The following is a 19,154-nucleotide window of genomic DNA, read 5'->3' on the forward strand; positions in this document are numbered from 1 at the left end:
CGCTATGCAAATTGCGCATAAGCTTCGAGATAGCCCCGACAATTTGGCAATGGATTATGCTGCGCTGCAGCATCATGCTGCATTGCAACATCGCTGAGGGCGAGGTGCATCATGAAGCTTCACACCCCGATCGCCGCTTCCTTGGGCCTGTCAGCCTGGGCCGGGCCGCTGTCCCTGGGCCTGGTCACGGGTGCCGGTGCCATGCTGTTGCCCGGCGCAGTGCTGTTCGTCGCCGGGCTGGCGGGCGTGCTCGGCGCCGGCATCAGCGTTGCCGAGGCGCGCCGTCACAGCGAGGCTGGCGCACCCACCCTGCCCTTCGGCGGCGTCTGATCCACCCGCTGTCCTCCCCGGCCCGCTTCCGGTAACACGGAGGCGATAAAGCGGAGAGGGCGCCATGAGCGAGGCACGGGCAGGCAATCTGGGCGAGTACCAGTTGGCCGGGAAGGTCGCCGTCATCACCGGCGGCAGCAACGGCATCGGCGCCGCCACGGCGCGCCGCCTGGCCGCCGCCGGGGCGACGGTGGTGGTCGGCTACAACGAAGGCGTCGAGCGCGCCACGGCGCTCGCCGCCAGCCTGCCCGGCAGCGGCCACCTCGCCCTGCGCACGCCGATGGAGGACAGCGCCGCGCTGCGCGCCGCCGCCGCCGAGGTGCAGGCCAAGCTTGGCCGCTGCGATATCCTGGTGAACTCCGCCGCCACCACCCGCGCGGTGCCGCATTCGGACCTCGAGGCGCTGGACGACGCGCTGATCGACCGGGTGCTGGTCACCAATGTCCGCGGCCCCTTCGCCACCATCCGCGCCTTCGCGCCGATGCTGAAGGCGAGCGGCGATGCGGTGATCATCAACATCTCCTCCCTCGCCGCCATCACCGGCACCGGCAGCAGCATCATCTACGGCGCGTCCAAGGCGGCGCTCGACACCATCGGGACGTCACTGGCGCGGGTGCTGGGGCCGGAGATCCGTGTGGTGTCGATCTCGCCCTCCGCCGTCGCCACGGATTTCGTCCCCGGCCGCAGCCGTACCGCGGTGGAGAAGCAGGCCGCCAGCTCGCCGCTGCAGCGGGTGACCGAAGCTGATGACGTTGCGCTGGCCATCATGGCGACGGTGACGCATCTACGGCTGACCACCGGCAGCGTCATCCTGGTGGATGGCGGCAAGCACCTGTAGGCGGCGGCGACAGCGGCCTGGAAGCGCCGCCCGCTATCCTTCCGCAGCTCTGCCGCGGAAAGCTGTGTCAAAGCGCAGGTCCGGAGGGACCATTCGGCCCCCCCCGCAAAACGAAGAAGCGGTTTGGTAGGAAGTCCTACACCGCTTCGGCGTCGGCGACGCCAGGGATAACCCGCATCTCCTCCACCAACCGGGGCGAGACGTTGAAGCCGCCCGGCAGGGCGACCTCCACATCCTGGCCCTGGCCGGTGCGGGCGATCACCACCACCCGTCCCTTGCCGCGCCCCTCGCGCGTCAGCACGGCGCGAATCTGGTCCACCGCTGCGGTCCCCTCGAGCCAAAGGCGGATGCCCTGGCCGACCCCCTGCGCTGCCTTCTCCAGCCCCTCCACCTCCTGCGCGGTCAGGCGCAGCGTCTCGCCTTCCAGCCGCGCCTCGGCGGTGACCAGCACCGCGGTGCCCTCGGAGAGCAGGTCACGGCAGCGCGACAGCACCTCGCTGAACAGCGTCACCTCGATGCTGCCGGTGGAGTCCGACAGCGTCACCCAGGCCATGCGGCTGCCGGTGCGGGTCGGGCGTTCCTTGCTGGCGACGACCGTGCCGGCCAGCTTCACTCGCGCCGCGCCGGTCCGCGCCCGCTCCGCAACCCGCGCCGCCGGCGTCGCCCCCAGCCGCTGCAGCACCGCGCGATAGGTGTCGAGTGGATGCGCCGAGAGGTGGAAACCCACCGCCTCGGCCTCATAGGACAGTTTCTCGAGTTGCGGCCAATCCGGCACCTCCGGCAGGCGCAGCGGCTCGGGCGCCGCCCCGGCGCCGCCGAACAGGGCGATCTGGGCACTGGCGCGGTCCTCGGCCGTGGCCTGGGCGCGGCGCAGGACGGTCTCGGCGCCGGCCACCAGCCGGGCTCGGTTCGGCTCCAGCGTGTCGAAGGCACCGGCCTTGGCGAGATTCTCGATCTGCATCTTGTTGAGCAGCTTCGGATCGACCCGGGCGGCGAAATCCGCGACCGAGGCGAAGCGGCCGACCTTGTCCCGCGCCGCCACCAGGTCGCGCATCGCCTGCGCGCCGACCCGCTTCACCGCCGCCAGGGCAAAGCGGATGGCCGGCTTGCCGTCCTCCGCCTGGTCCACCAGGAAGGCGGCGCCGGAGCGGTTCACATCCGGCGGCAGCACCGGAATGCCGAGCCTCGTGGCTTCCTGCATGTGCCCCGCCAGCTTCTCGGTCTTGTCGAGGTCGAGGGTCATGGAGGCGGCGAGGAAGGCGACCGGATGGTTGGCCTTCAGCCAGGCGGTCTGGTAGCTGACCAGCGCATAGGCCGCGGCGTGCGACTTGTTGAAGCCGTAATCGGCGAATTTCTCCATCAGGTCGAAGATCTCGCCGGCCTTGCCCGCATCGACGCCGTTCTTCACCGCGCCCTCGGTGAAGATGACGCGCTGCTTCTCCATCTCGGCACGGATCTTCTTGCCCATGGCGCGGCGCAGCAGATCCGCGCCGCCGAGCGAGTAGCCCGCCAGCTCCTGACTGATCTGCATCACCTGTTCCTGGTAGACCATGATGCCGTTGGTCTCGGCCAGGATGTGGTGGATCTTGGGATGCGGGCTCTCCCAGGGCTCGCCGTGCTTGCGCTGGCAATAGGCCGGGATGTTGGCCATCGGGCCCGGCCGGTAGAGTGCCACGGCGGCGACCAGATCCTCGAAGCGGTCGACCTTCATTTGCCGCAGGCAGTCGCGCATGCCCTGGCCTTCGAACTGGAACACCCCGGCCGCATCGCCCTTGCGCAGCATCTCGTAGGTCGCCGCGTCATCCAGCGGGATGGCGGCGATGTCGATCTCGATGCCCTGCCCCTTCAGGATCGCCAGCGCCTGCTGGATGACGGTCAGGGTCTTCAGGCCAAGGAAGTCGAATTTCACCAGCGACGCCTGCTCGACGTATTTCATCGAGAACTGGGTGATCAGCATCTCGGAGCGCGGGTCGCGGTAGAGCGGGACGATGTCGAGCAGCGGCTTGCGGCCGATGACGACGCCCGCGGCATGGGTGCTGGCGTTGCGGTAGAGTCCTTCCAGCTGGTTGGCGATTTCCAGCAGCCGCGCCACCTGCTCATCGGCATCGCGCATCTGCTGCAGCCGCGGCTCGCCCTCGATCGCCTGCGCCAGCGTCACCGGCTTGGCCGGGTTGAAGGGGATGAGGGAGGCAATGCGGTCGACCTGGCCATAGGGCATGCCGAGCACCCGCCCGACGTCGCGCACCGCCGCCTTCGCCTGCAGCTTGCCGAAGGTGATGATCTGGGCGACGCGGTCGGCGCCGTATTCCCGGCGGACGTAATTGATCACCTCGTCCCGGCGGTCCTGGCAGAAGTCGATGTCGAAATCCGGCATCGAGACGCGTTCGGGGTTGAGGAAGCGCTCGAACAGCAGGCCGAAGCGCAGCGGGTCGAGGTCAGTGATCAGCAGCGCCCAGGCGGCGACCGAGCCGGCGCCCGAGCCGCGCCCCGGCCCGACCGGGATGCCCTGCGCCTTCGCCCATTGGATAAAGTCGGCAACGATGAGGAAGTAGCCGGAGAAGCCCATCTGCTCGATGACGCCGAGCTCGTAGTCGAGCCGCTTGTGGTAGGTGGCGCGGGTTTCGGCATCCGCCGACATGGCATCTAGCCGGGCATCCAGGCCGCGCCGGGCCATGTCGCGCACCGTCTCCGCCTCGGTCATGCCGGGCTGCACCTTGGGGCAGACCGGCAGCTCAGGCGCCTTGGTCTCCGCCATCACCGCGCAGCGCCGGGCGATGGCCAGGGTGTTGTCGCAGGCCTCCGGCAGATCGGCGAAGAGCTTCCGCATGGCGGCGGCGGGCTTGAACCAGTGCTCCGGCGTGACCCGGCGGCGCTCGGTCTCCGCCATGGTGCGGCCCTCGGCAATGCAGAGCAGCGCGTCATGCGCCTCATGCATCGCGGGGGTGGCGAAATAGACATCGTTGGCGGCGACGATGGGCAGTTCCAGCTCATCAGCCAGGGCCAGCATGGCCGGCTCGATGATCCGCTCGATGTCGAGGCCGTGGCGGTTCAGCTCCACCACCAGCCGGTCGCCGAAGCTTTCCTTCAACCTGCCGAGCAGCGTGGCGGCCGGCCCCCGCCGCCCCTCCGCCAGCAGCCGGCCAAGCGGCCCGAAGGTGCCGCCGGTCAGCAGGATGATGCCGGCGGCATGCGCCTGCAGCACCGCCAGCTTGAGGCAGGGGCGGCCGGAGGGATCGCCGGCGAGGAAGCTCTGCGACGACAGGCGCTGGAGGTTGTCGAGCCCGGTCGCATCCATCGCCAGCGCCACGATCGGGTCGGGCGGCAGGCGCTCGGCCTCGGGCCGGTCGTCGGTGGCGGTGCGGGAGAGGAAAAGCTGGCAGCCCATGATGGGCTGGATGCCCTTGCCGGCGCAGCTCTGGGAGAATTCCAGCGCGCCGAACAGATTGGCGCTGTCGGTCAGCGCCACCGCCGGCATCCCCCCCTCCTTCGCCAGGCTCGCCAGCTTATCCGCCTTGATGGCGCCTTCGCTCAGCGAATAGCTGGAATGGACGTGGAGGTGGATGAAGCCGCCGGACACCGAGTCGCTCATGCCGGCAGTCTACCACGGCCGCCGTGGCGGCGTGACCTGGGTCACAGCCCGGTCCTGGTGCCCTGCCCTATGTGGCCGTTCCGCAAACCGGAGGATTGACCATGTCGCGCCTGCCTGTCCTGTTCCTCGCCACCGCCGCCCTTTGCCTCGTCGTGGGGGTTGCCATGGGAATCGCCATGGGCATCGCCCATGATTTCCACCTCGCCCCGGTGCATGCGCATCTGAACCTTCTGGGCTGGACCTCGCTGTCGCTGATGGGCCTGACCTACCGGGCCTATCCGGCACTGGAGGCGAACCGGGTGGCCGCGGTGGGGCAGTTCGCCCTTTCGGCCGGCGCGGCGATGGCGTTTCCCTTCGGGATCTGGCTGTCGATCGAGCATAACCAGCCGATGCTGGCGATCGCTGCAGCCGTGGTCTGGTTCGTCGGAGCGTTGCTGTTCCTGGTGCGGCTGGTGATGCTGCTGGCGCCGGCGCGGCGCGAGGCGCACGAGCCCTCAGGGATGCTCGCAGCGGAATGAATGGTCGCGGTCAGCCCGCAACCACCCGCCCTTCCGCCAATGTGACAACCCGGTCCATCCGCGCCGCCAGGGCCGGGTTGTGGGTGGCGATCAGCGCCGCAACGCCCTGGCCGCGCACCGCCTGCAGCAACTCGCCGAAGACCAGGTCGGAGGTCCCGACATCGAGGTTTCCGGTCGGCTCATCGGCCAGCAGGATGCGCGGGCTGTTGGCCAGCGCCCGGGCGATCGCCACCCGCTGCTGCTCGCCGCCGGAAAGCCTTCCGGGGCGGTGGTGCTCCCGCCCGGTCAGGCCGAAGCTGGCGAGCAGGCGGCGGGCCCGCGCCGCCGCCGCACCGCGCGCCACCCCGGCCGCCTGCTGCGGCAGGATGATGTTTTCCTCGGCGGTGAACTCGGGCAGCAGGTGGTGGAACTGGTAGACGAAGCCAATGGTGGTGCGGCGGATGGCGGTGCGGGCATCGTCCGAGAGCGTGCCGGCGGCGCGGCCACCGACGAAGACCTCGCCGGCATCGGGGCGTTCCAGCAGCCCGGCCAGGTGCAGCAGGGTGGATTTGCCGGTGCCGGAGGGCGCCACCAGCGCGACGATCTCGCCGGCCTGAAGCTCCAGTTCGGCGCCCTGCAGCACCGGCAGCTCACCCGCCTCGGTGCGGTAGCGGCGCTCGACCCCGGCGAGGCGCAGCGGCGCGTCACTCATTGCGCAGCGCCTCCACCGGGTCGAGCCGCGCCGCGCGCCAGCTCGGATAGATGGTCGCCAGCAGCGACAGGCCGAGGCCCATCCCCACCACCTGCGCCACTTCATTCGGGTCCACCACCGCCGGCAGCTGGGAGAGGAAATAGACCTCCGGGCTGAACAGCTCGGTCCCGGTCAGGGATTGCAGTGCCTGACGGATGCTCTCGATGTTGACGCAGAAGGCCATGCCGAGGCCGAAGCCGATCATCGTGCCCATGACCCCGACCGAGGCGCCGCAGAGCAGGAAGATGCGCAGCACATTGCCCCGCGTCGCCCCCATGGTGCGCAGGATGGCGATGTCCCGCCCCTTGTCCTTCACCAGCATGATCAGCGAGCTGATGATGTTGAAGGCGGCGACGATGATGATCAGGGTCAGGATCAGGAACATCACGTTCCGCTCGACCTGCACCGCGTTGAAGAAGCTGCTGTTGGAGTCCTGCCAATCAACGATGCGCAGCGGCTGCTGCGGCAGCGCCCGGCGGATCTCCAGGTTGACCGCCCGTACCCGGGTCGGGTCCTGGACAAAGACCTCGATTTGCGTCGCCGCATCCGGGGTCTGGAAATAGAGCTGCGCCGCCGCCATCGGCATGTAGACGAAGCTGCTGTCGTATTCATTCATGCCGACGTTGAACAGCGCCACCACGCGGTAGGCCCGCACCCGCGGTACGGTGCCGAAGACCGTGGTGCGGCCCTGCGGCGAGACCAGCGAGAGGCGGTCGCCGACACCGATGCGCATGCGATTGGCGAGTCCGGTGCCGATGATGACGACATCCTCGCCGCCGAACTCATCCAGGCTGCCGCGGCGGATGTTGTCGGCGATGATCGACTTGGCGCGAAGATCCTCCGGCCTGATGCCACGCGCGAGGCCGCCGGCGGCGGCGCCCGCCTCGCTGGTCAGCAGCACCTGCCCCTCGACGATCGGGTTGGCCGCGGTGACGCCGGGCAGGCGACGGATCGCCTCGGTCAGCGGGTCGTAGTCGCGCAACGGCCCGCCATCGGCCGCATAGACGCCGAGATGGCCGTTGAGGCCGAGGATCCGCCCCAGCAGCTCCTGCCGGAAACCGTTCATCACGCTCATCACGATGATCAGCGTGGCAACGCCGAGCGCGATGCCGACCAGCGAGAAGATGGCGATGACGGAGACGAAGCGCTCCCCCTTCCGCGCCCGCAGGTAGCGGAAGGCGATGCTGCGCTCGAAGGCGTTGAACATTACGCCCCTTTGATCCGGGTGATCGCGTCCTCGACCGAGAGCTCCTCCCGCTCCCCGGTGGCGCGGCGCTTCAGCTCCACCTTGCCGGCGGCGGCGCCACGCGGGCCGATGACGACCTGCCAGGGATAGCCCATCAGATCGGCATCGGCGAACTTCACCCCGGCGCGGTCCTCGCGGTCGTCATAGATCGCATCCGGGGCGAAGGCGGCGTAGAGCCGTTCGCTCAGCGCATCGGTGGCCGAATCGCCCTTCTTCAGGTTCAGGACCGCGACCTTGAAGGGGGCGACGGCATCCGGCCAGCGGATGCCGGCCTCGTCATGGTTCGCCTCGATGATGGCGCCGACCAGGCGGGAGACGCCGATGCCGTAGCTGCCCATCTCCGGCACCACCGGCTTGCCCTCCGGCCCGTTCACCGAAAGCCCCATGGCGGCGCTGTATTTGGTGCCGAAGTAGAAGATGTGCCCGACCTCGATGCCGCGGGCCGAGACCTGGCTTTCGCCCGGCACCTGCGCCCAGGCGGCCTCATCGTGCTTCTCGTCGGTGGCGGCGTAGCGGCTGGTCCAGAAATCGACGATGGGGGAGAGGTCGCCGTCGTAATCCACCGGTCGCGACAGCACGTCGAACTCCAGCAGGTCCTTATGGAGGTAGACCTGGCTCTCGCCGGTTTCCGCCAGGATGATGAATTCATGGCTGAGATTGCCGCCGATCGGGCCGGTATCCGCCTGCATCGGGATCGCCTTCAGCCCCATCCGGGCGAAGGTCCGCAGATAGGCGACGAACATCTGCCGGTAGCTCTTCTGCGCCCCGGTGCAATCCAGGTCGAAGCTGTAGGCATCCTTCATCAGGAATTCGCGGCCGCGCATGACGCCGAAGCGCGGGCGCACCTCGTCCCGGAACTTCCACTGGATGTGGTAGAGGTTGCGCGGCAGGTCGCGGTAGCTCTTCGCATAGCCCTTGAAGAGGTCGGTGACCATTTCCTCATTGGTCGGGCCGAACAGCATCTCCCGCTCATGGCGGTCCTTCAGCCGCAGCATCTCCGGGCCATAGGCGTCGTAGCGGCCGGACTGCCGCCAGAGGTCGGCGGTCTGGATCGTCGGCATCAGGATCTCCTGGGCGCCGGCGGCGTCCTGCTCCTCCCGCACGATCTGCTCGACCTTCTGCAACACCCGCCAGCCGAGCGGCAGCCAGGCATAGATGCCGGCGCTGGTCTGCCGGACCATCCCCGCCCGCAGCATCAGGCGGTGGGAGGCGATCTGCGCCTCGGCCGGGGTTTCCTTGAGGGTCGGCAGGAAGGCGCGGGAAAGGCGCAAGGCAGGCTCCTGGATGGCGGAATGCGGGCCGGACCATAATGCAGCGTTGCGCCAACCAGAAGCGGAGGGTCGGCGAGAGGTGTTGTCGGTCGCTCCTCAGCACCGCGGCAACTCTCGGGCGAGAAGCTGCGGCGCAATTTTATTACTGCGCTGGACCATGGCGCGAATGAACCATCAATGATCTGGACCGGAAACTGATTAAAATTGCTTGGCTCCGCAGGTCCGATGCGTTAGACGAAAAAAAGGGCCGCGCCCTGCGGCACGGCCCGAGTTTAGGGAGGAAACGCCAGTCACACGGCAGGAAGAGGACCAACCCTCTTCCTTTCAGCATGGTGGCGCGGACCAACAACGCGGCACAACGCCAAACGATGCCGCCAAAGCTGAAAAAATCAGCGCCCAGACCGATTCTGCAAAAAGCGAAGGCGACACCGGAAAATTTCCCGGAAAGTCGCTCAATTTTCGGGCAAAGCCAGCCAGCCGCTGCGGAAGCTCAGCCAGTCGCTGACGATCAATGCATGAACCCCGGCAAAGATCAGTGCGGCTATCACGGTGGTGATCACCACTTTGCGCAGCAGCTGCGGCCGTTGGGGGACACCACGCCAGCCGCCGGTCGCGATGTCGCCCTCAGGGTCAGGCCGGGTGCCAATGGGCAACACGGCGAAGAGCGTGACCCACCAGATCAGGAAGTAAACGACGACGGCACTGAACCAGCTCATGCCGGCACCTGTGGCACCGACGGGCGCGGGCGCAAGCCAGCGCCCGCGTGATTCCAGACAATTGCGGCCGCCATCGGGGTCAGATCCGCAGCAGGTGGACTTCGACGTTCGGCCGCTTGCGCAGCCGCCGGCCGACTGCCTTGCGCAGTACGCTGCGTGCCGCCTCGCGCAGCGCGTCATCCTCCCGCTTCAGCGCGCTTGGCAGCTCGCCCACTGCGCGGGCCAGGTCGGCGGCGAGTTGCGCCGATTCCGGCGTCTCGCCATCGAACAGCCCCGGCGCCGAGACCTGCGGCTGGCCGACCACCCGGCCGCCCGAGTCCACCGCCAGAGAGGCCATGACCACGCCGTTGAACAGCATGCGCTTGCGCGCCGCCAGCACCCCGCCCGAGACCGGCAACAGCCGGCCGTTGTCCACCGCCAGCCGGCCGGTCGGCACGCCCTCCACCACCTCTGGCCGGCCAGGCGAAAGGCGCAGCACGTCGCCATCCTCGACCAGCACGGGCACTGTCTGCAGTGATTTCGCCAGCGCCGCATGCTCGCTCAGGTGGCGCCATTCGCCATGCACCGGCACGGCATATTTCGGCTTCACCAGCTGGTACAGCCGTCGCAGCTCATCCCGCGCCGGATGGCCGGAGACATGCACCATATGATCGTCGGCGGTCATCACCTGGCAGCCGCGGCGGGCGAGCTGGTCCTGCACCAGCAGGATGCCGCGTTCATTGCCGGGAATCATGCGGGAGGAGAAGATCACCGTATCCCCCTCTCCCAGCGCGATCGCCGGATGGGTGTCGGCGGCGATCTTGGCCAGGGCCGAGCGCGGCTCGCCCTGGCTGCCGGTGCAGATGATCAGCAGGCTGTCGTCAGGGATGTAGCCCGCTTCCTCCTCCGGGACGAAGGGCTCCAGTCCGGTCAGGTAGCCGCATTCCCGCGCCGCCGCCTCGGCATTGCGCAGTGAACGGCCGAACAGCGACACCTGCCGCCCAGCCGCCTCGGCTGCCCGGGCGATGCTCTCGACCCTGGCAACATTGGTTGCGAAACAGGTGACGGCGACGCGCCCCTTCAGGCCGCGGATGATGGCGGCAAGGTTCCGCCGCACCTCGGCCTCGCTGCCCGAATGGCCCTCGACCAGCGCATTGGTCGAATCGCAGACCATGGCCAGCACGCCCTCCTCGCCCAGCCGGGCGAAGGCGGCCTCATCGGTCGGCCCGCCGATCAACGGGTCAGGGTCCAGCTTCCAGTCGCCGGTGTGGACCACCAGCCCGTGCCGGGTCCGGATCGCCACCGCCTGAGCTTCCGGCACCGAATGGGCAACGCGAAGGAATTCGAGATCGAAAGGACCCAGCTTGATCCGGCCACCGAGCGGGATGGTGGTGATCTTCGCCTCGCCGAGCAGCCCGGCCTCGCCGAGCTTCCGCCGCAGCACCGCCGAGACGAAGGGGCCGGCGTAGATCGGGCAGCGGAGCTGGGGCCAGAGATAGGCAACCGCGCCGACGTGATCCTCATGCGCATGGGTGATCACCAGCGCGTCCAGCCGGTCGCGGCGCTCCGCCAGCCAGGTCGGGTCGGGCACCATGACCTCGATCTCGGGGTTCTCCGGCCCGCCGAAGCCAATGCCGCAGTCGATCGCCAGCAGCCGGCCGTCGCACCGGTAGACATTGAGGTTCATCCCGATTTCGCCGGTACCGCCAAGCGGGATGAAAGCCAGATCGTCAGCCGCATCAGGTACGGCCGCAGCCATGAAATCGTCCATTCCCAAATCTTCTGGTGCGGGTCCGCAGCGATCCGGCCGCTCACGCGGTCCGGCACCGCTGCAGACCGCGGGGTATAACGTGGATTCCCGCCTCCGGCCGCATCCGGCCCGCGGCGATCCACGCTGGTTTCCTTGCGTCGCGTGGATCGGCGGCGCCGGCCGAGGCCAGCCGGCAGCGCCGGTCCACCCTACACGGGGTCGCGGGGTGTGCTTTTTACCAAGGTGGGGGCTGGGTTGCGCTCCGCCAACAGGCGCAGCCCCTCCAGGGTGATATCCGGATCGATTGTCTCGATCACGGTCGTGCCTTCGGCGAAGAGCGGCGCCAAGCCGCCGGTGGCGACCACCTTCAGATGCGCGTCATGCTCCGCCTGGATACGGCCGACGATGCCCTCGATCAGCCCGACATAGCCCCAGTAGATGCCGGATTGCATGGCGGCGACGGTATCCCGCCCAATCACCGCCTGCGGCCGGCCGATACCGATTCGCGGCAACCGTGCCGCCGCCTTGTGCAGCGCTTCGAGCGACAGGTTGATGCCTGGGGCGATCACGCCGCCGAGATAAGCGCCATCGGCGTCCACCACGTCGAAGGTGGTGGCGGTGCCGAAATCGATGACCACCAGCGGGCCCTTGTAGTGGTGGTGGGAGGCGAGCGAGTTCAGCAGCCGGTCGGCGCCCACCTCCTGCGGCCGGTCGACCCGGATCTCGAAGCCCCAGTCGACGGTGGCGCGCGCCACCAGCGGTTCCACGTCGAACCACTCGCGGGCGAGGCGGCGCAGGTTGTAGAGCGCAGCCGGCACCACGGTGCCGATGACGCAGCGGTCGATCTCGGCCGGCTTCAGGCCGGAATACTGCAGCAGCGCCAGCAGCCAGACGGCGTATTCATCCGAGGTGCGATCGGCCCGCGTGGCGATCCGCCAGCTGCCGCGCCATTCGCTGCCATCGTGCACGGCGAAGACCACATTGGTGTTGCCGGCGTCCACCGCGAGCAGCATGTCCCATTATCCTCCCAACTCGCCGACGCGGATGACGTGGCGGGTCCCGGCCCGTTCGATCAGCAGCGCGCCGTCCTCGGCAAGACCGGCGAAGGCACCGCCGGGCACCGCGCCGCCGCGGAGCGTCAGCGCCTCCCCGAGCGCCGGGCCCCGGGCCAGCCAGGCGGCGCGGATCGGGGCGAAGCCGGCTGCCGCCTGGATGCCGCACCAGTGGTCGAGGCGGGCGATCAGCCTTGCGGCGAAATCCTCAGGCGGCTCAGCGGCCCCGAGGCAGGCGGTCGGCCGGTCGGCCAAGGCCGGCGCATGCCGCAGATTGACCCCAATGCCGAGCGCCAGCCAAGCCAGCCCGCCCTCCGGCGTCAACGCGCTCTCAGCGAGGATGCCGGCGCATTTGGCACCGTGACGCAGCAGGTCGTTCGGCCACTTCAGCCGCAGCGCCGCCGGTTCGGGATCGATCTCGGCCGCTGCCTCAGCCAGGGCGACGCCGGCCAGCAGCGCCCATTGCGCCGCCTCCCGCGCCGGACCGGGCGGGCGCAGCAGGACGGAAAGGTGGAGATTGCCCGGCGGCGAGGCCCAGCCGCGCCCCGCCCGGCCACGGCCGGCGGTCTGCTGCAGGGCCAGCACGGCCAGACCCTCGGGCTCGCCGGCCTCGGCCCGGCACCGCAGCGTATCGGCGGTGCTGGTCAGGCTGGCGTGGCTCTCCAGCCGCCAGCCCGGGGGGAAGCCGCCATGCCGGCGCGACCGATCCGGACCCGCGCGGCCGTCGGGCGCGGTCACGGCAGCATCAGCCGAGCAGCGCTGCCGCCGCGGCCTGGGCCGCCGCCAGCATCGGGGCCGGCCAGAGGACGAACAGCAGGACGAACAGCCCGGAGGCCGCCATCACCACAGTCAGGCTGGCCGGCGCCGGATCCAGCGCACCGGCCGGCTGGTCGAAGAACATCACCTTGACGATACGCAGGTAGTAGTAGGCGGAGACCACGCTGGTCAGCACGCCGATCACCGCCAGGGTCCAGTACCCGCCCTGAACGGCCGCCAGGAAGACGTAGAGCTTGCCGAAAAAACCGGCGAGCGGAGGGATGCCGGCCATGGAGAACATGAACACCGCCATCCACACCGCCATGCCGAGGTCGGTGCGGCCGAGACCGGCGAGGTCATCCACCTGCTCCACCGCACGACCGTCGCGGCGCATGGCGACGAGCACCGCGAAGGTGCCGAGGTTCATCAGCACGTAGATCGCCATGTAGACCAGCAGGCCACGCAGCCCGACGTCGCTGGCGACGGCCAAGCCCATCAGCGCGTAGCCGACATGGCCGATCGAGGAATAGGCCATCAGCCGCTTGATGTTGCGCTGGCCGATGGCGGCGAAGGCGCCGAGGATCATCGACGCCATGGAGATCAGCAGCAGCACCTGCTGCCACTGCGCCACCAGATCGCCGAAGGGGCCGACCAGCACGCGGGCCAGCAGGGCGATGGCAGCGACCTTCGGGGCGGTGGCGAAGAAGGCGGTCACCGGCGTCGGCGCGCCCTCGTAGACGTCCGGCGTCCACATGTGGAAGGGCACCGCCGAGATCTTGAAGGCCAGGCCGGTGATGACGAAGACCACGCCGACGACAACGCCGGCCGAAACGCCGGCATCGGCCGAGAAGGCATCTGCTAGCCGATCGAAATTCGTAGTGCCGGCGAAACCGTAGACCAGCGAGCTGCCGTAGAGCAGCAGGCCGGAGGCGAGCGCGCCAAGGACGAAATACTTCAGCCCGGCCTCGGCCGAGCGGGCATTGTCGCGATGGAAGGCGGCAATGACGTAGAGCGGCAGCGACAGCAGCTCGAGCCCCAGGTAGAGCGAGAGCAGGTCGTTGGCCGAGATCATCACCAGCATGCCGAGGGTGCCGAGCAACACCAGCACCGGATACTCGAATCGGGCGATGCCTTCGCGGGTGTTGAAGTCGAGCGAGAGCAGCAGGCAGATGGCGGCACCGCCGATCGCCAGCAGCTTCATGAAGCCGCTGAAGGCATCGGCGACGTAATGCCCACCGAGCGCCGTGCCCTCCGACTGGCTGAGCACCAGCAGGCCAGCCACCAGCAGCGCGCCGACAGTCGCCATGGTGACCGGGACGAAGGTTTCCTGCTTCGGGATCACCCCGGCGACCAGGATGACGAGGCCGGAGATGGCCAGCACCAGCTCCGGCAGGGCAAGGGTCCAGGACATCGGCTTACATTCCCGCCAGGCGGCTGACGCTGACCGCGGCCTCATGCCGCGCCACCAGCGCCGTCACCGTGGCCTCGAAGAAATCCAGGAAGGGCTGCGGATAGATACCCATCCAGAGGGTGAGCAGGATCAGCGGCGCGAAGGTCGCGTACTCCCGCGGCGAGAGATCCAGCAGCGTTCGCAGGTCGTCGCGGGTGATCCTGCCGAAGATGACCCTGCGGTAGAGATAGAGCATGTAGGCAGCGCCCAGGATCATGCCGAGCGCGGCGCCGAAGGCAACCCAGGGGTTGACCTGCCAGGCGCCGATGATGACCAGGAACTCGCCAACGAAATTCGCGGTGCCTGGCAGGCCGACGGAGGCCATGGTGAACAGCATGAACACCAGCGCATAGGCCGGCATGATCTTGGCAACCCCGCCGTAGCGCAGGATGTCGCGGCTGTGGACCCGATCGTACAGCACGCCGACGCAGAGGAAGAGCGCGCCGGAGACGACGCCATGCGCCAGCATGGTGAAGAGCGCGCCCGAGAGCCCCTGGGCGTTGAAGGTGAAGATGCCGAGGGTGACGATGCCCATATGCGCCACAGAGGAATACGCAATGAGCTTCTTCATATCCTCCTGCGCCAGAGCGACGAGAGAGGTGTAGATCACGGCGACGATCGACAGCACGTAGATCAGCGGCGCGAATTCGGCCGAGGCTTCCGGCAGCAGCGGCAGGCTGAAGCGGAGGAACCCATAGGCGCCCATCTTCAGCAGCACGCCGGCCAGGATGACCGAGCCGGCGGTCGGCGCTTCCACATGCGCATCCGGCAACCAGGTGTGCACCGGCCACATCGGCACCTTCACCGCGAAGGAGGCAAGGAAGGCGAAGAAGATCCAGCTCTGCGCCGCACGCGGCACCTGATACTCGAACAGCTCCGGGATGTCGGTCGTGCCGGCATTGTACCAGAGATAGAGAATCGCCAGCAGCATCAGCACGCTGCCGAGCAGCGTGTAGAGAAAGAATTTGAAGGCGGCATAGACCCGCCGCGGTCCACCCCAGACGCCGATGATCAGGAACATCGGGATCAGCACGGCTTCGAAGAAGACGTAGAAGACGATGAAGTCCAGCGCGGCGAACATGCCGACCATCATCGTCTCAAGGATCAGGAAGGCGACCATGTACTCGCGGACCCGGGTCTCAATCGATTCCCAGGAGGCGAGGATGCAGATCGGCGTCAGCGCGGTGGAGAGCAGGACGAACAGCACCGAGATGCCGTCCACGCCCATGTGGTAGCCGACGCCGAACTCCGGCAGCCAGCTCAGCTTCTCCTCGAACTGGAAGCCGGCGGAGCCGGTGTCGAACTTCACCCAGAGCAGCAGGCTGAGCAGAAACACCAGCAGGCTGGTCCAGAGTGCGGTCCACCGGGCATTGCGGGCGATCACGGCCTCCTCGCCGCGGACCGAAAGAATGATCGCCGCGCCCGCCAGAGGCAGGAAGGTGAGCAGCGATAGCAACGGAAAGCCGGCGGCGTTCATTCTCAGCGCCCGATCAGGAAGAGGGAGACGAAGAGGACGAGGCCGATGATCATGGCGAAGGCGTAATTCGCCACCCGTCCGGTCTGGATGCGCACCGCGCCCCGGGCGACGCCCACGGCGAGCGCCGCCGCGCCATTTGGCATGCCGTCGATGATCCGCGCATCACCGGTCTTCCAGAAGACGGCGGCGAGGCGCTGCGCTGGGCTGACGAAGATCGCGTCGTACAGCTCGTCGAAGTACCACTTGTTGAGAAGGAACAGGTAGATGCCGCGGAAGCGGGTGGCGAGCCACCCGGGGATGCCGGGCGCCAGCATGTAAAAGACATAGGCCAGCGCGATCCCGGCAACGCCCATCACCGTCGGTGCCAGCGGCACCCAGGCGGGAACCTCGTGCATGGCGTGCAGGATGTGGTTGTGCTCGGCGGTGTGGATTGCGCCGCGCCAGAAGCCTGCTTCGTGCTCGCCGATGAACATCGGGGCGAAGACATAGCCGGTCAGCACCGCGCCCGCCGCCAGCAGCAGCAGCGGGATCAGCATGACGGGCGGGCTCTCGTGCACATGCTCCATGGTATGGTGGTCGGCCCGCGGCGCACCATGGAAGGTCATGATTAGCAGCCGCCAGGAATAGAAGGCGGTCAGGAAGGCTGCGATCATGCCGCAGGCAAAGGCGTAGGCGCCGACACCGCTGTGGCTGGCGAAGGCGGCTTCCAGAATGGCATCCTTGGAATAGTAGCCGGCGAAGAAGGGGATGCCGGCCAGCGCCAGGTTGCCGATCCACATCACCGCATAGGTCACCGGAATCTTGGTCCAGATGCCGCCCATGCGGCGCATGTCCTGCTCATCCGACATGGCGTGGATCACGCTGCCGGCGCCGAGGAACAGCAGGGCCTTGAAGAAGGCGTGGGTAAAAAGGTGGAAGATTGCCACCTTATAGGCGCCGACGCCGGCGGCGAAGAACATGTAGCCGAGCTGCGAGCAGGTAGAGTAGGCGATGACCCGCTTGATGTCGTTCTGGACGCAGCCGACTGTGGCGGCAAACAGCGCGGTGCTGGCGCCGACGACGGTGATGATGGCGAGTGCGGTCGGCGCATATTCCATGAGCGGCGACATGCGGGCGACGAGGAAGACGCCGGCCGTCACCATGGTTGCGGCATGAATCAGCGCCGAGACCGGCGTCGGCCCCTCCATCGCATCCGGCAGCCATGTGTGCAGACCAAGCTGCGCCGACTTGCCGCAGGCGCCGAGGAAGAGCAGGACGCAGATCAGCTCCAGCGCCGGGACGCCGGCAAAGCGGTCATCCAGATGCTGCGGCACGGTGGCGAAGATGACATCGAATTCGATGCTGCCGAACACCAGGAAGATCAGCGCCACACCGAGGACGAAGAACACATCGCCGACGCGGTTGACGACGAAGGCCTTGATCGCCGCGCGGTTGGCGCTCTCGCGGTCGTACCAGTAGCCGATCAGCAGATAGCTCGCGAGACCGACGCCCTCCCAGCCGAAGAACAGCTGGGCCAGGTTGTCGGCGGTCACCAGCATCAGCATCATGAAGGTGAAGAGCGAAAGGTAGGCGAAGAACCGCGCCGGCGTCTCGTCATGCGCCATGTAACCCACCGAATACAGGTGGATCAGCGTCGAGATGAAGGTGACCATCGCCACCATGACGACGCTCAGCGTATCGTAGCGCAGCGCCCAGGACATCTCGAGGCCACCGACATCCATCCAGGTGACGATCGGGACGGTGGTGGGCTGGCCGGACAGCGCGACCTGGCCGAAGGCCAGCACGCCGCAGATCGCGGCCAGCACCATGCAGACCACGGTAGACCATTGCGCCGCTTTGGGACCGATCCAGCGGCCGAGGAAGCCGCTGATGCTGGCCCCGAGCAGGGGGAAGAAAATGGCGCCGACGAACATGGCCCTCAGCCCTTCAGGGTCGAGATGTCTTCGACCTCGATGCTGCCGCGGTTGCGGAAGTAGATGACGACGATGGCGAGGCCGATCGCCGCCTCGGCCGCTGCGACGGTGAGCACGAACATGGCGAAGATCTGGCCGGTCAGATCATCCAGCCAGGCGGAGAAGGCCACGAAGTTCAGGTTCACCGAGAGCAGGATGAGCTCGATGCTCATCAGGATGACGATGACGTTCTTCCGGTTGAGGAAGATGCCGAAAACGCCGAGCACCAACAGAATGGCGCCGACGGTCAGATAATGCGCGAGGCCGATCGCCATCTCAGTGGTGCCCCCCATGGTGGGCGTCATGCGTGACGGCGGGCGGCTCGGCCTCCGGCTCCGGCGGGCGGCGGATGCCGAGCGCCCGGATGCCGGCGCCGGTCGGCACCTGCTCCAGCGAGATCGACCCGCTGCGAGCGACCTGGGCCTCGATGTTCTGCCGCCGCGTTCCCACCCGCTCGCGCAGGGTCAGGACGATGGCGCCGATCATGGCGACAAGCAGGATCAGCCCGGAAATCTGGAACAGGTAGACGTAGTCGGTATAGAGGATGCGGCCAATTGCCTCGGCATTGGTCACGCTGGCGCCCGGGTTGGGCGAGAGCCGCAAATCCTCCGACTGGTCGGCGAAAGTCCAGCTGCCGAGCACCAGCAGCAGTTCCAGGAACAGGATGCCGCCGACGACGGCGCCGATCGGGGCGTAGCGCTGGAACCCTTCGCGCAGCCGGGCGAAGTCGATGTCCAGCATCATCACGACAAAGAGGAACAGCACCGCGACGGCGCCGACGTAGACGATGACCAGGATCATCGCCAGGAACTCCGCCCCGGCGATCAGGAACAGCGCCGCGGCGTTGAAGAAGGCGAGGATCAGGAACAGCACGCTGTGCACCGGATTCCGCGCCGTCACCACCATGACCGCGGACGCGATCAGGACGGCGGCGAACAGATAGAAGGCGAGCGCGGCGATCATCGCGTGCCTCGGCCGATTGGGATCATGGTCGGTCCAGTCCGGTTCAGCGATACGGGGCGTCGAGCTCGAGCCGCTTCGCCAGCTCCGGCTCCCACCGGTCGCCGTTCGCCAGCAGCCGGTTCTTGTCGTAGAGCAGCTCTTCGCGCGTCTCGGTCGAGAACTCGAAATTCGGGCCTTCGACAATGGCATCCACCGGGCAGGCTTCCTCGCACATGCCGCAGTAGATGCATTTCACCATGTCGATGTCGTAGCGCGTGGTGCGGCGGCTGCCATCCTCGCGCGGCTCGGCCTCGATGGTGATTGCCTGGGCGGGGCAGATGGCCTCGCACAGCTTGCAGGCGATGCACCGTTCTTCACCGTTCGGGTAGCGGCGCAGCGCATGCTCACCCTTGAAGCGCGGCGAGATTGCCCCCTTCTCATAAGGGTAGTTGATCGTCACCTTCGGCTTGAAGAAGTACTTCAAGGTCAGCGCCATGCCCGAGACAAGCTCGGACAGCAGCAGGCTGCGGGCAACGCGATCGAGAGTAGCCATGTTAC

General features: G+C 67.7%; 17 protein-coding genes. 3 read left to right on the plus strand and 14 right to left on the minus strand.

What is annotated here, in order from left to right; translation table 11 throughout:
* Positions 1-111: 111 nt before the first annotated feature.
* Together H7965_RS14440 and H7965_RS14445 are read left to right on the plus strand one after the other, a co-directional pair.
* A complete protein-coding gene (locus H7965_RS14440; RefSeq protein WP_186771291.1) occupies positions 112-330 on the plus strand; it encodes a hypothetical protein in 219 nt (72 codons plus the stop codon).
* Between the two features lie 64 nt (positions 331-394).
* Complete coding sequence (locus H7965_RS14445) at positions 395-1,168, plus strand: SDR family NAD(P)-dependent oxidoreductase (protein WP_186771292.1); 774 nt, start codon at positions 395-397, stop codon at positions 1,166-1,168.
* Positions 1,169-1,304: 136 nt separating this feature from the next.
* On the opposite strand, the gene dnaE is transcribed toward H7965_RS14445, so the two are convergent.
* Positions 1,305-4,757 (minus strand): DNA polymerase III subunit alpha, encoded by a 3,453-nt coding sequence (gene dnaE, locus H7965_RS14450; RefSeq protein ID WP_186771293.1) that lies wholly within the window; start codon positions 4,755-4,757, stop codon positions 1,305-1,307.
* A gap of 101 nt (positions 4,758-4,858) precedes the next feature.
* On the opposite strand from dnaE, the gene H7965_RS14455 reads away from it, so the two are divergent.
* Complete coding sequence (locus H7965_RS14455; protein WP_186771294.1) at positions 4,859-5,275, plus strand: hypothetical protein; 417 nt, start codon at positions 4,859-4,861, stop codon at positions 5,273-5,275.
* 10 nt (positions 5,276-5,285) lie between these two features.
* On the opposite strand, the gene H7965_RS14460 is transcribed toward H7965_RS14455, so the two are convergent.
* From H7965_RS14460 to nuoI, 13 genes are all read right to left on the minus strand, one after another.
* Complete coding sequence (locus tag H7965_RS14460) at positions 5,286-5,966, minus strand: ABC transporter ATP-binding protein (RefSeq protein WP_186771295.1); 681 nt, start codon at positions 5,964-5,966, stop codon at positions 5,286-5,288.
* Positions 5,959-7,212 (minus strand): lipoprotein-releasing ABC transporter permease subunit, encoded by a 1,254-nt coding sequence (locus tag H7965_RS14465; protein ID WP_186771296.1) that lies wholly within the window; start codon positions 7,210-7,212, stop codon positions 5,959-5,961. The genes H7965_RS14460 and H7965_RS14465 overlap by 8 nt, the downstream gene beginning before the upstream one ends.
* The gene (proS, locus tag H7965_RS14470) at positions 7,212-8,522 is read right to left on the minus strand and encodes a proline--tRNA ligase (RefSeq protein WP_186771297.1); all 1,311 of its coding nucleotides are present in this window, start codon (positions 8,520-8,522) and stop codon (positions 7,212-7,214) included. The genes H7965_RS14465 and proS overlap by 1 nt, the downstream gene beginning before the upstream one ends.
* Positions 8,523-8,974: 452 nt before the next feature.
* Complete coding sequence (locus H7965_RS14475; protein WP_186771298.1) at positions 8,975-9,238, minus strand: DUF1467 family protein; 264 nt, start codon at positions 9,236-9,238, stop codon at positions 8,975-8,977.
* Positions 9,239-9,317: 79 nt separating this feature from the next.
* A complete protein-coding gene (locus H7965_RS14480; protein ID WP_229682619.1) occupies positions 9,318-10,988 on the minus strand; it encodes a ribonuclease J in 1,671 nt (556 codons plus the stop codon).
* 188 nt (positions 10,989-11,176) lie between these two features.
* Complete coding sequence (locus H7965_RS14485) at positions 11,177-11,980, minus strand: type III pantothenate kinase (protein WP_186771299.1); 804 nt, start codon at positions 11,978-11,980, stop codon at positions 11,177-11,179.
* Between the two features lie 6 nt (positions 11,981-11,986).
* Positions 11,987-12,757 carry a biotin--[acetyl-CoA-carboxylase] ligase gene (locus tag H7965_RS14490; RefSeq protein WP_186771300.1) on the minus strand — a complete coding sequence of 257 codons (771 nt, stop codon included), beginning with the start codon at positions 12,755-12,757 and terminating at the stop codon, positions 11,987-11,989.
* 7 nt (positions 12,758-12,764) lie between these two features.
* Positions 12,765-14,186 (minus strand): NADH-quinone oxidoreductase subunit NuoN, encoded by a 1,422-nt coding sequence (gene nuoN, locus H7965_RS14495; protein ID WP_186771301.1) that lies wholly within the window; start codon positions 14,184-14,186, stop codon positions 12,765-12,767.
* Positions 14,187-14,190: 4 nt separating this feature from the next.
* Entirely contained in the window at positions 14,191-15,702 is a 1,512-nt protein-coding gene (locus tag H7965_RS14500; RefSeq protein WP_186771302.1) for an NADH-quinone oxidoreductase subunit M, read from the minus strand.
* Positions 15,703-15,704: 2 nt separating this feature from the next.
* Positions 15,705-17,615, minus strand: a complete 1,911-nt coding sequence (gene nuoL / locus H7965_RS14505; protein WP_186771303.1) for an NADH-quinone oxidoreductase subunit L — start codon at positions 17,613-17,615, stop codon at positions 15,705-15,707.
* A gap of 5 nt (positions 17,616-17,620) precedes the next feature.
* Complete coding sequence (gene nuoK / locus H7965_RS14510) at positions 17,621-17,947, minus strand: NADH-quinone oxidoreductase subunit NuoK (RefSeq protein WP_390624569.1); 327 nt, start codon at positions 17,945-17,947, stop codon at positions 17,621-17,623.
* A complete protein-coding gene (locus tag H7965_RS14515) occupies positions 17,931-18,617 on the minus strand; it encodes an NADH-quinone oxidoreductase subunit J (protein WP_186771304.1) in 687 nt (228 codons plus the stop codon). Before H7965_RS14515 ends, nuoK begins: the two co-directional genes overlap by 17 nt.
* 43 nt (positions 18,618-18,660) lie before the next feature.
* Positions 18,661-19,149, minus strand: a complete 489-nt coding sequence (nuoI, locus tag H7965_RS14520) for an NADH-quinone oxidoreductase subunit NuoI (protein ID WP_186771305.1) — start codon at positions 19,147-19,149, stop codon at positions 18,661-18,663.
* Positions 19,150-19,154 lie beyond the last annotated feature (5 nt).

Origin of the sequence: Siccirubricoccus deserti, assembly GCF_014283215.1 — a bacterium.
In the GTDB taxonomy this organism is placed as follows: Bacteria; Pseudomonadota; Alphaproteobacteria; order Acetobacterales; family Acetobacteraceae; genus Siccirubricoccus; species Siccirubricoccus deserti.

Coding starts and splice junctions, on each gene's coding strand:
- H7965_RS14485 (WP_186771299.1), bottom strand. CDS start 11,980: ATGCTGCTCGCGGTGGACGCCGGCAACACCAATGTGGTCTTCGCCGTG.
- H7965_RS14455 (WP_186771294.1), top strand. CDS start 4,859: ATGTCGCGCCTGCCTGTCCTGTTCCTCGCCACCGCCGCCCTTTGCCTC.
- H7965_RS14515 (WP_186771304.1), bottom strand. CDS start 18,617: ATGATCGCCGCGCTCGCCTTCTATCTGTTCGCCGCCGTCCTGATCGCG.
- nuoK (WP_390624569.1), bottom strand. CDS start 17,947: ATGGGGGGCACCACTGAGATGGCGATCGGCCTCGCGCATTATCTGACC.
- nuoL (WP_186771303.1), bottom strand. CDS start 17,615: ATGTTCGTCGGCGCCATTTTCTTCCCCCTGCTCGGGGCCAGCATCAGC.
- H7965_RS14460 (WP_186771295.1), bottom strand. CDS start 5,966: ATGAGTGACGCGCCGCTGCGCCTCGCCGGGGTCGAGCGCCGCTACCGC.
- nuoI (WP_186771305.1), bottom strand. CDS start 19,149: ATGGCTACTCTCGATCGCGTTGCCCGCAGCCTGCTGCTGTCCGAGCTT.
- H7965_RS14480 (WP_229682619.1), bottom strand. CDS start 10,988: ATGGACGATTTCATGGCTGCGGCCGTACCTGATGCGGCTGACGATCTG.
- nuoN (WP_186771301.1), bottom strand. CDS start 14,186: ATGTCCTGGACCCTTGCCCTGCCGGAGCTGGTGCTGGCCATCTCCGGC.
- H7965_RS14445 (WP_186771292.1), top strand. CDS start 395: ATGAGCGAGGCACGGGCAGGCAATCTGGGCGAGTACCAGTTGGCCGGG.
- H7965_RS14475 (WP_186771298.1), bottom strand. CDS start 9,238: ATGAGCTGGTTCAGTGCCGTCGTCGTTTACTTCCTGATCTGGTGGGTC.
- H7965_RS14500 (WP_186771302.1), bottom strand. CDS start 15,702: ATGAACGCCGCCGGCTTTCCGTTGCTATCGCTGCTCACCTTCCTGCCT.
- dnaE (WP_186771293.1), bottom strand. CDS start 4,757: ATGAGCGACTCGGTGTCCGGCGGCTTCATCCACCTCCACGTCCATTCC.
- H7965_RS14440 (WP_186771291.1), top strand. CDS start 112: ATGAAGCTTCACACCCCGATCGCCGCTTCCTTGGGCCTGTCAGCCTGG.
- H7965_RS14465 (WP_186771296.1), bottom strand. CDS start 7,212: ATGTTCAACGCCTTCGAGCGCAGCATCGCCTTCCGCTACCTGCGGGCG.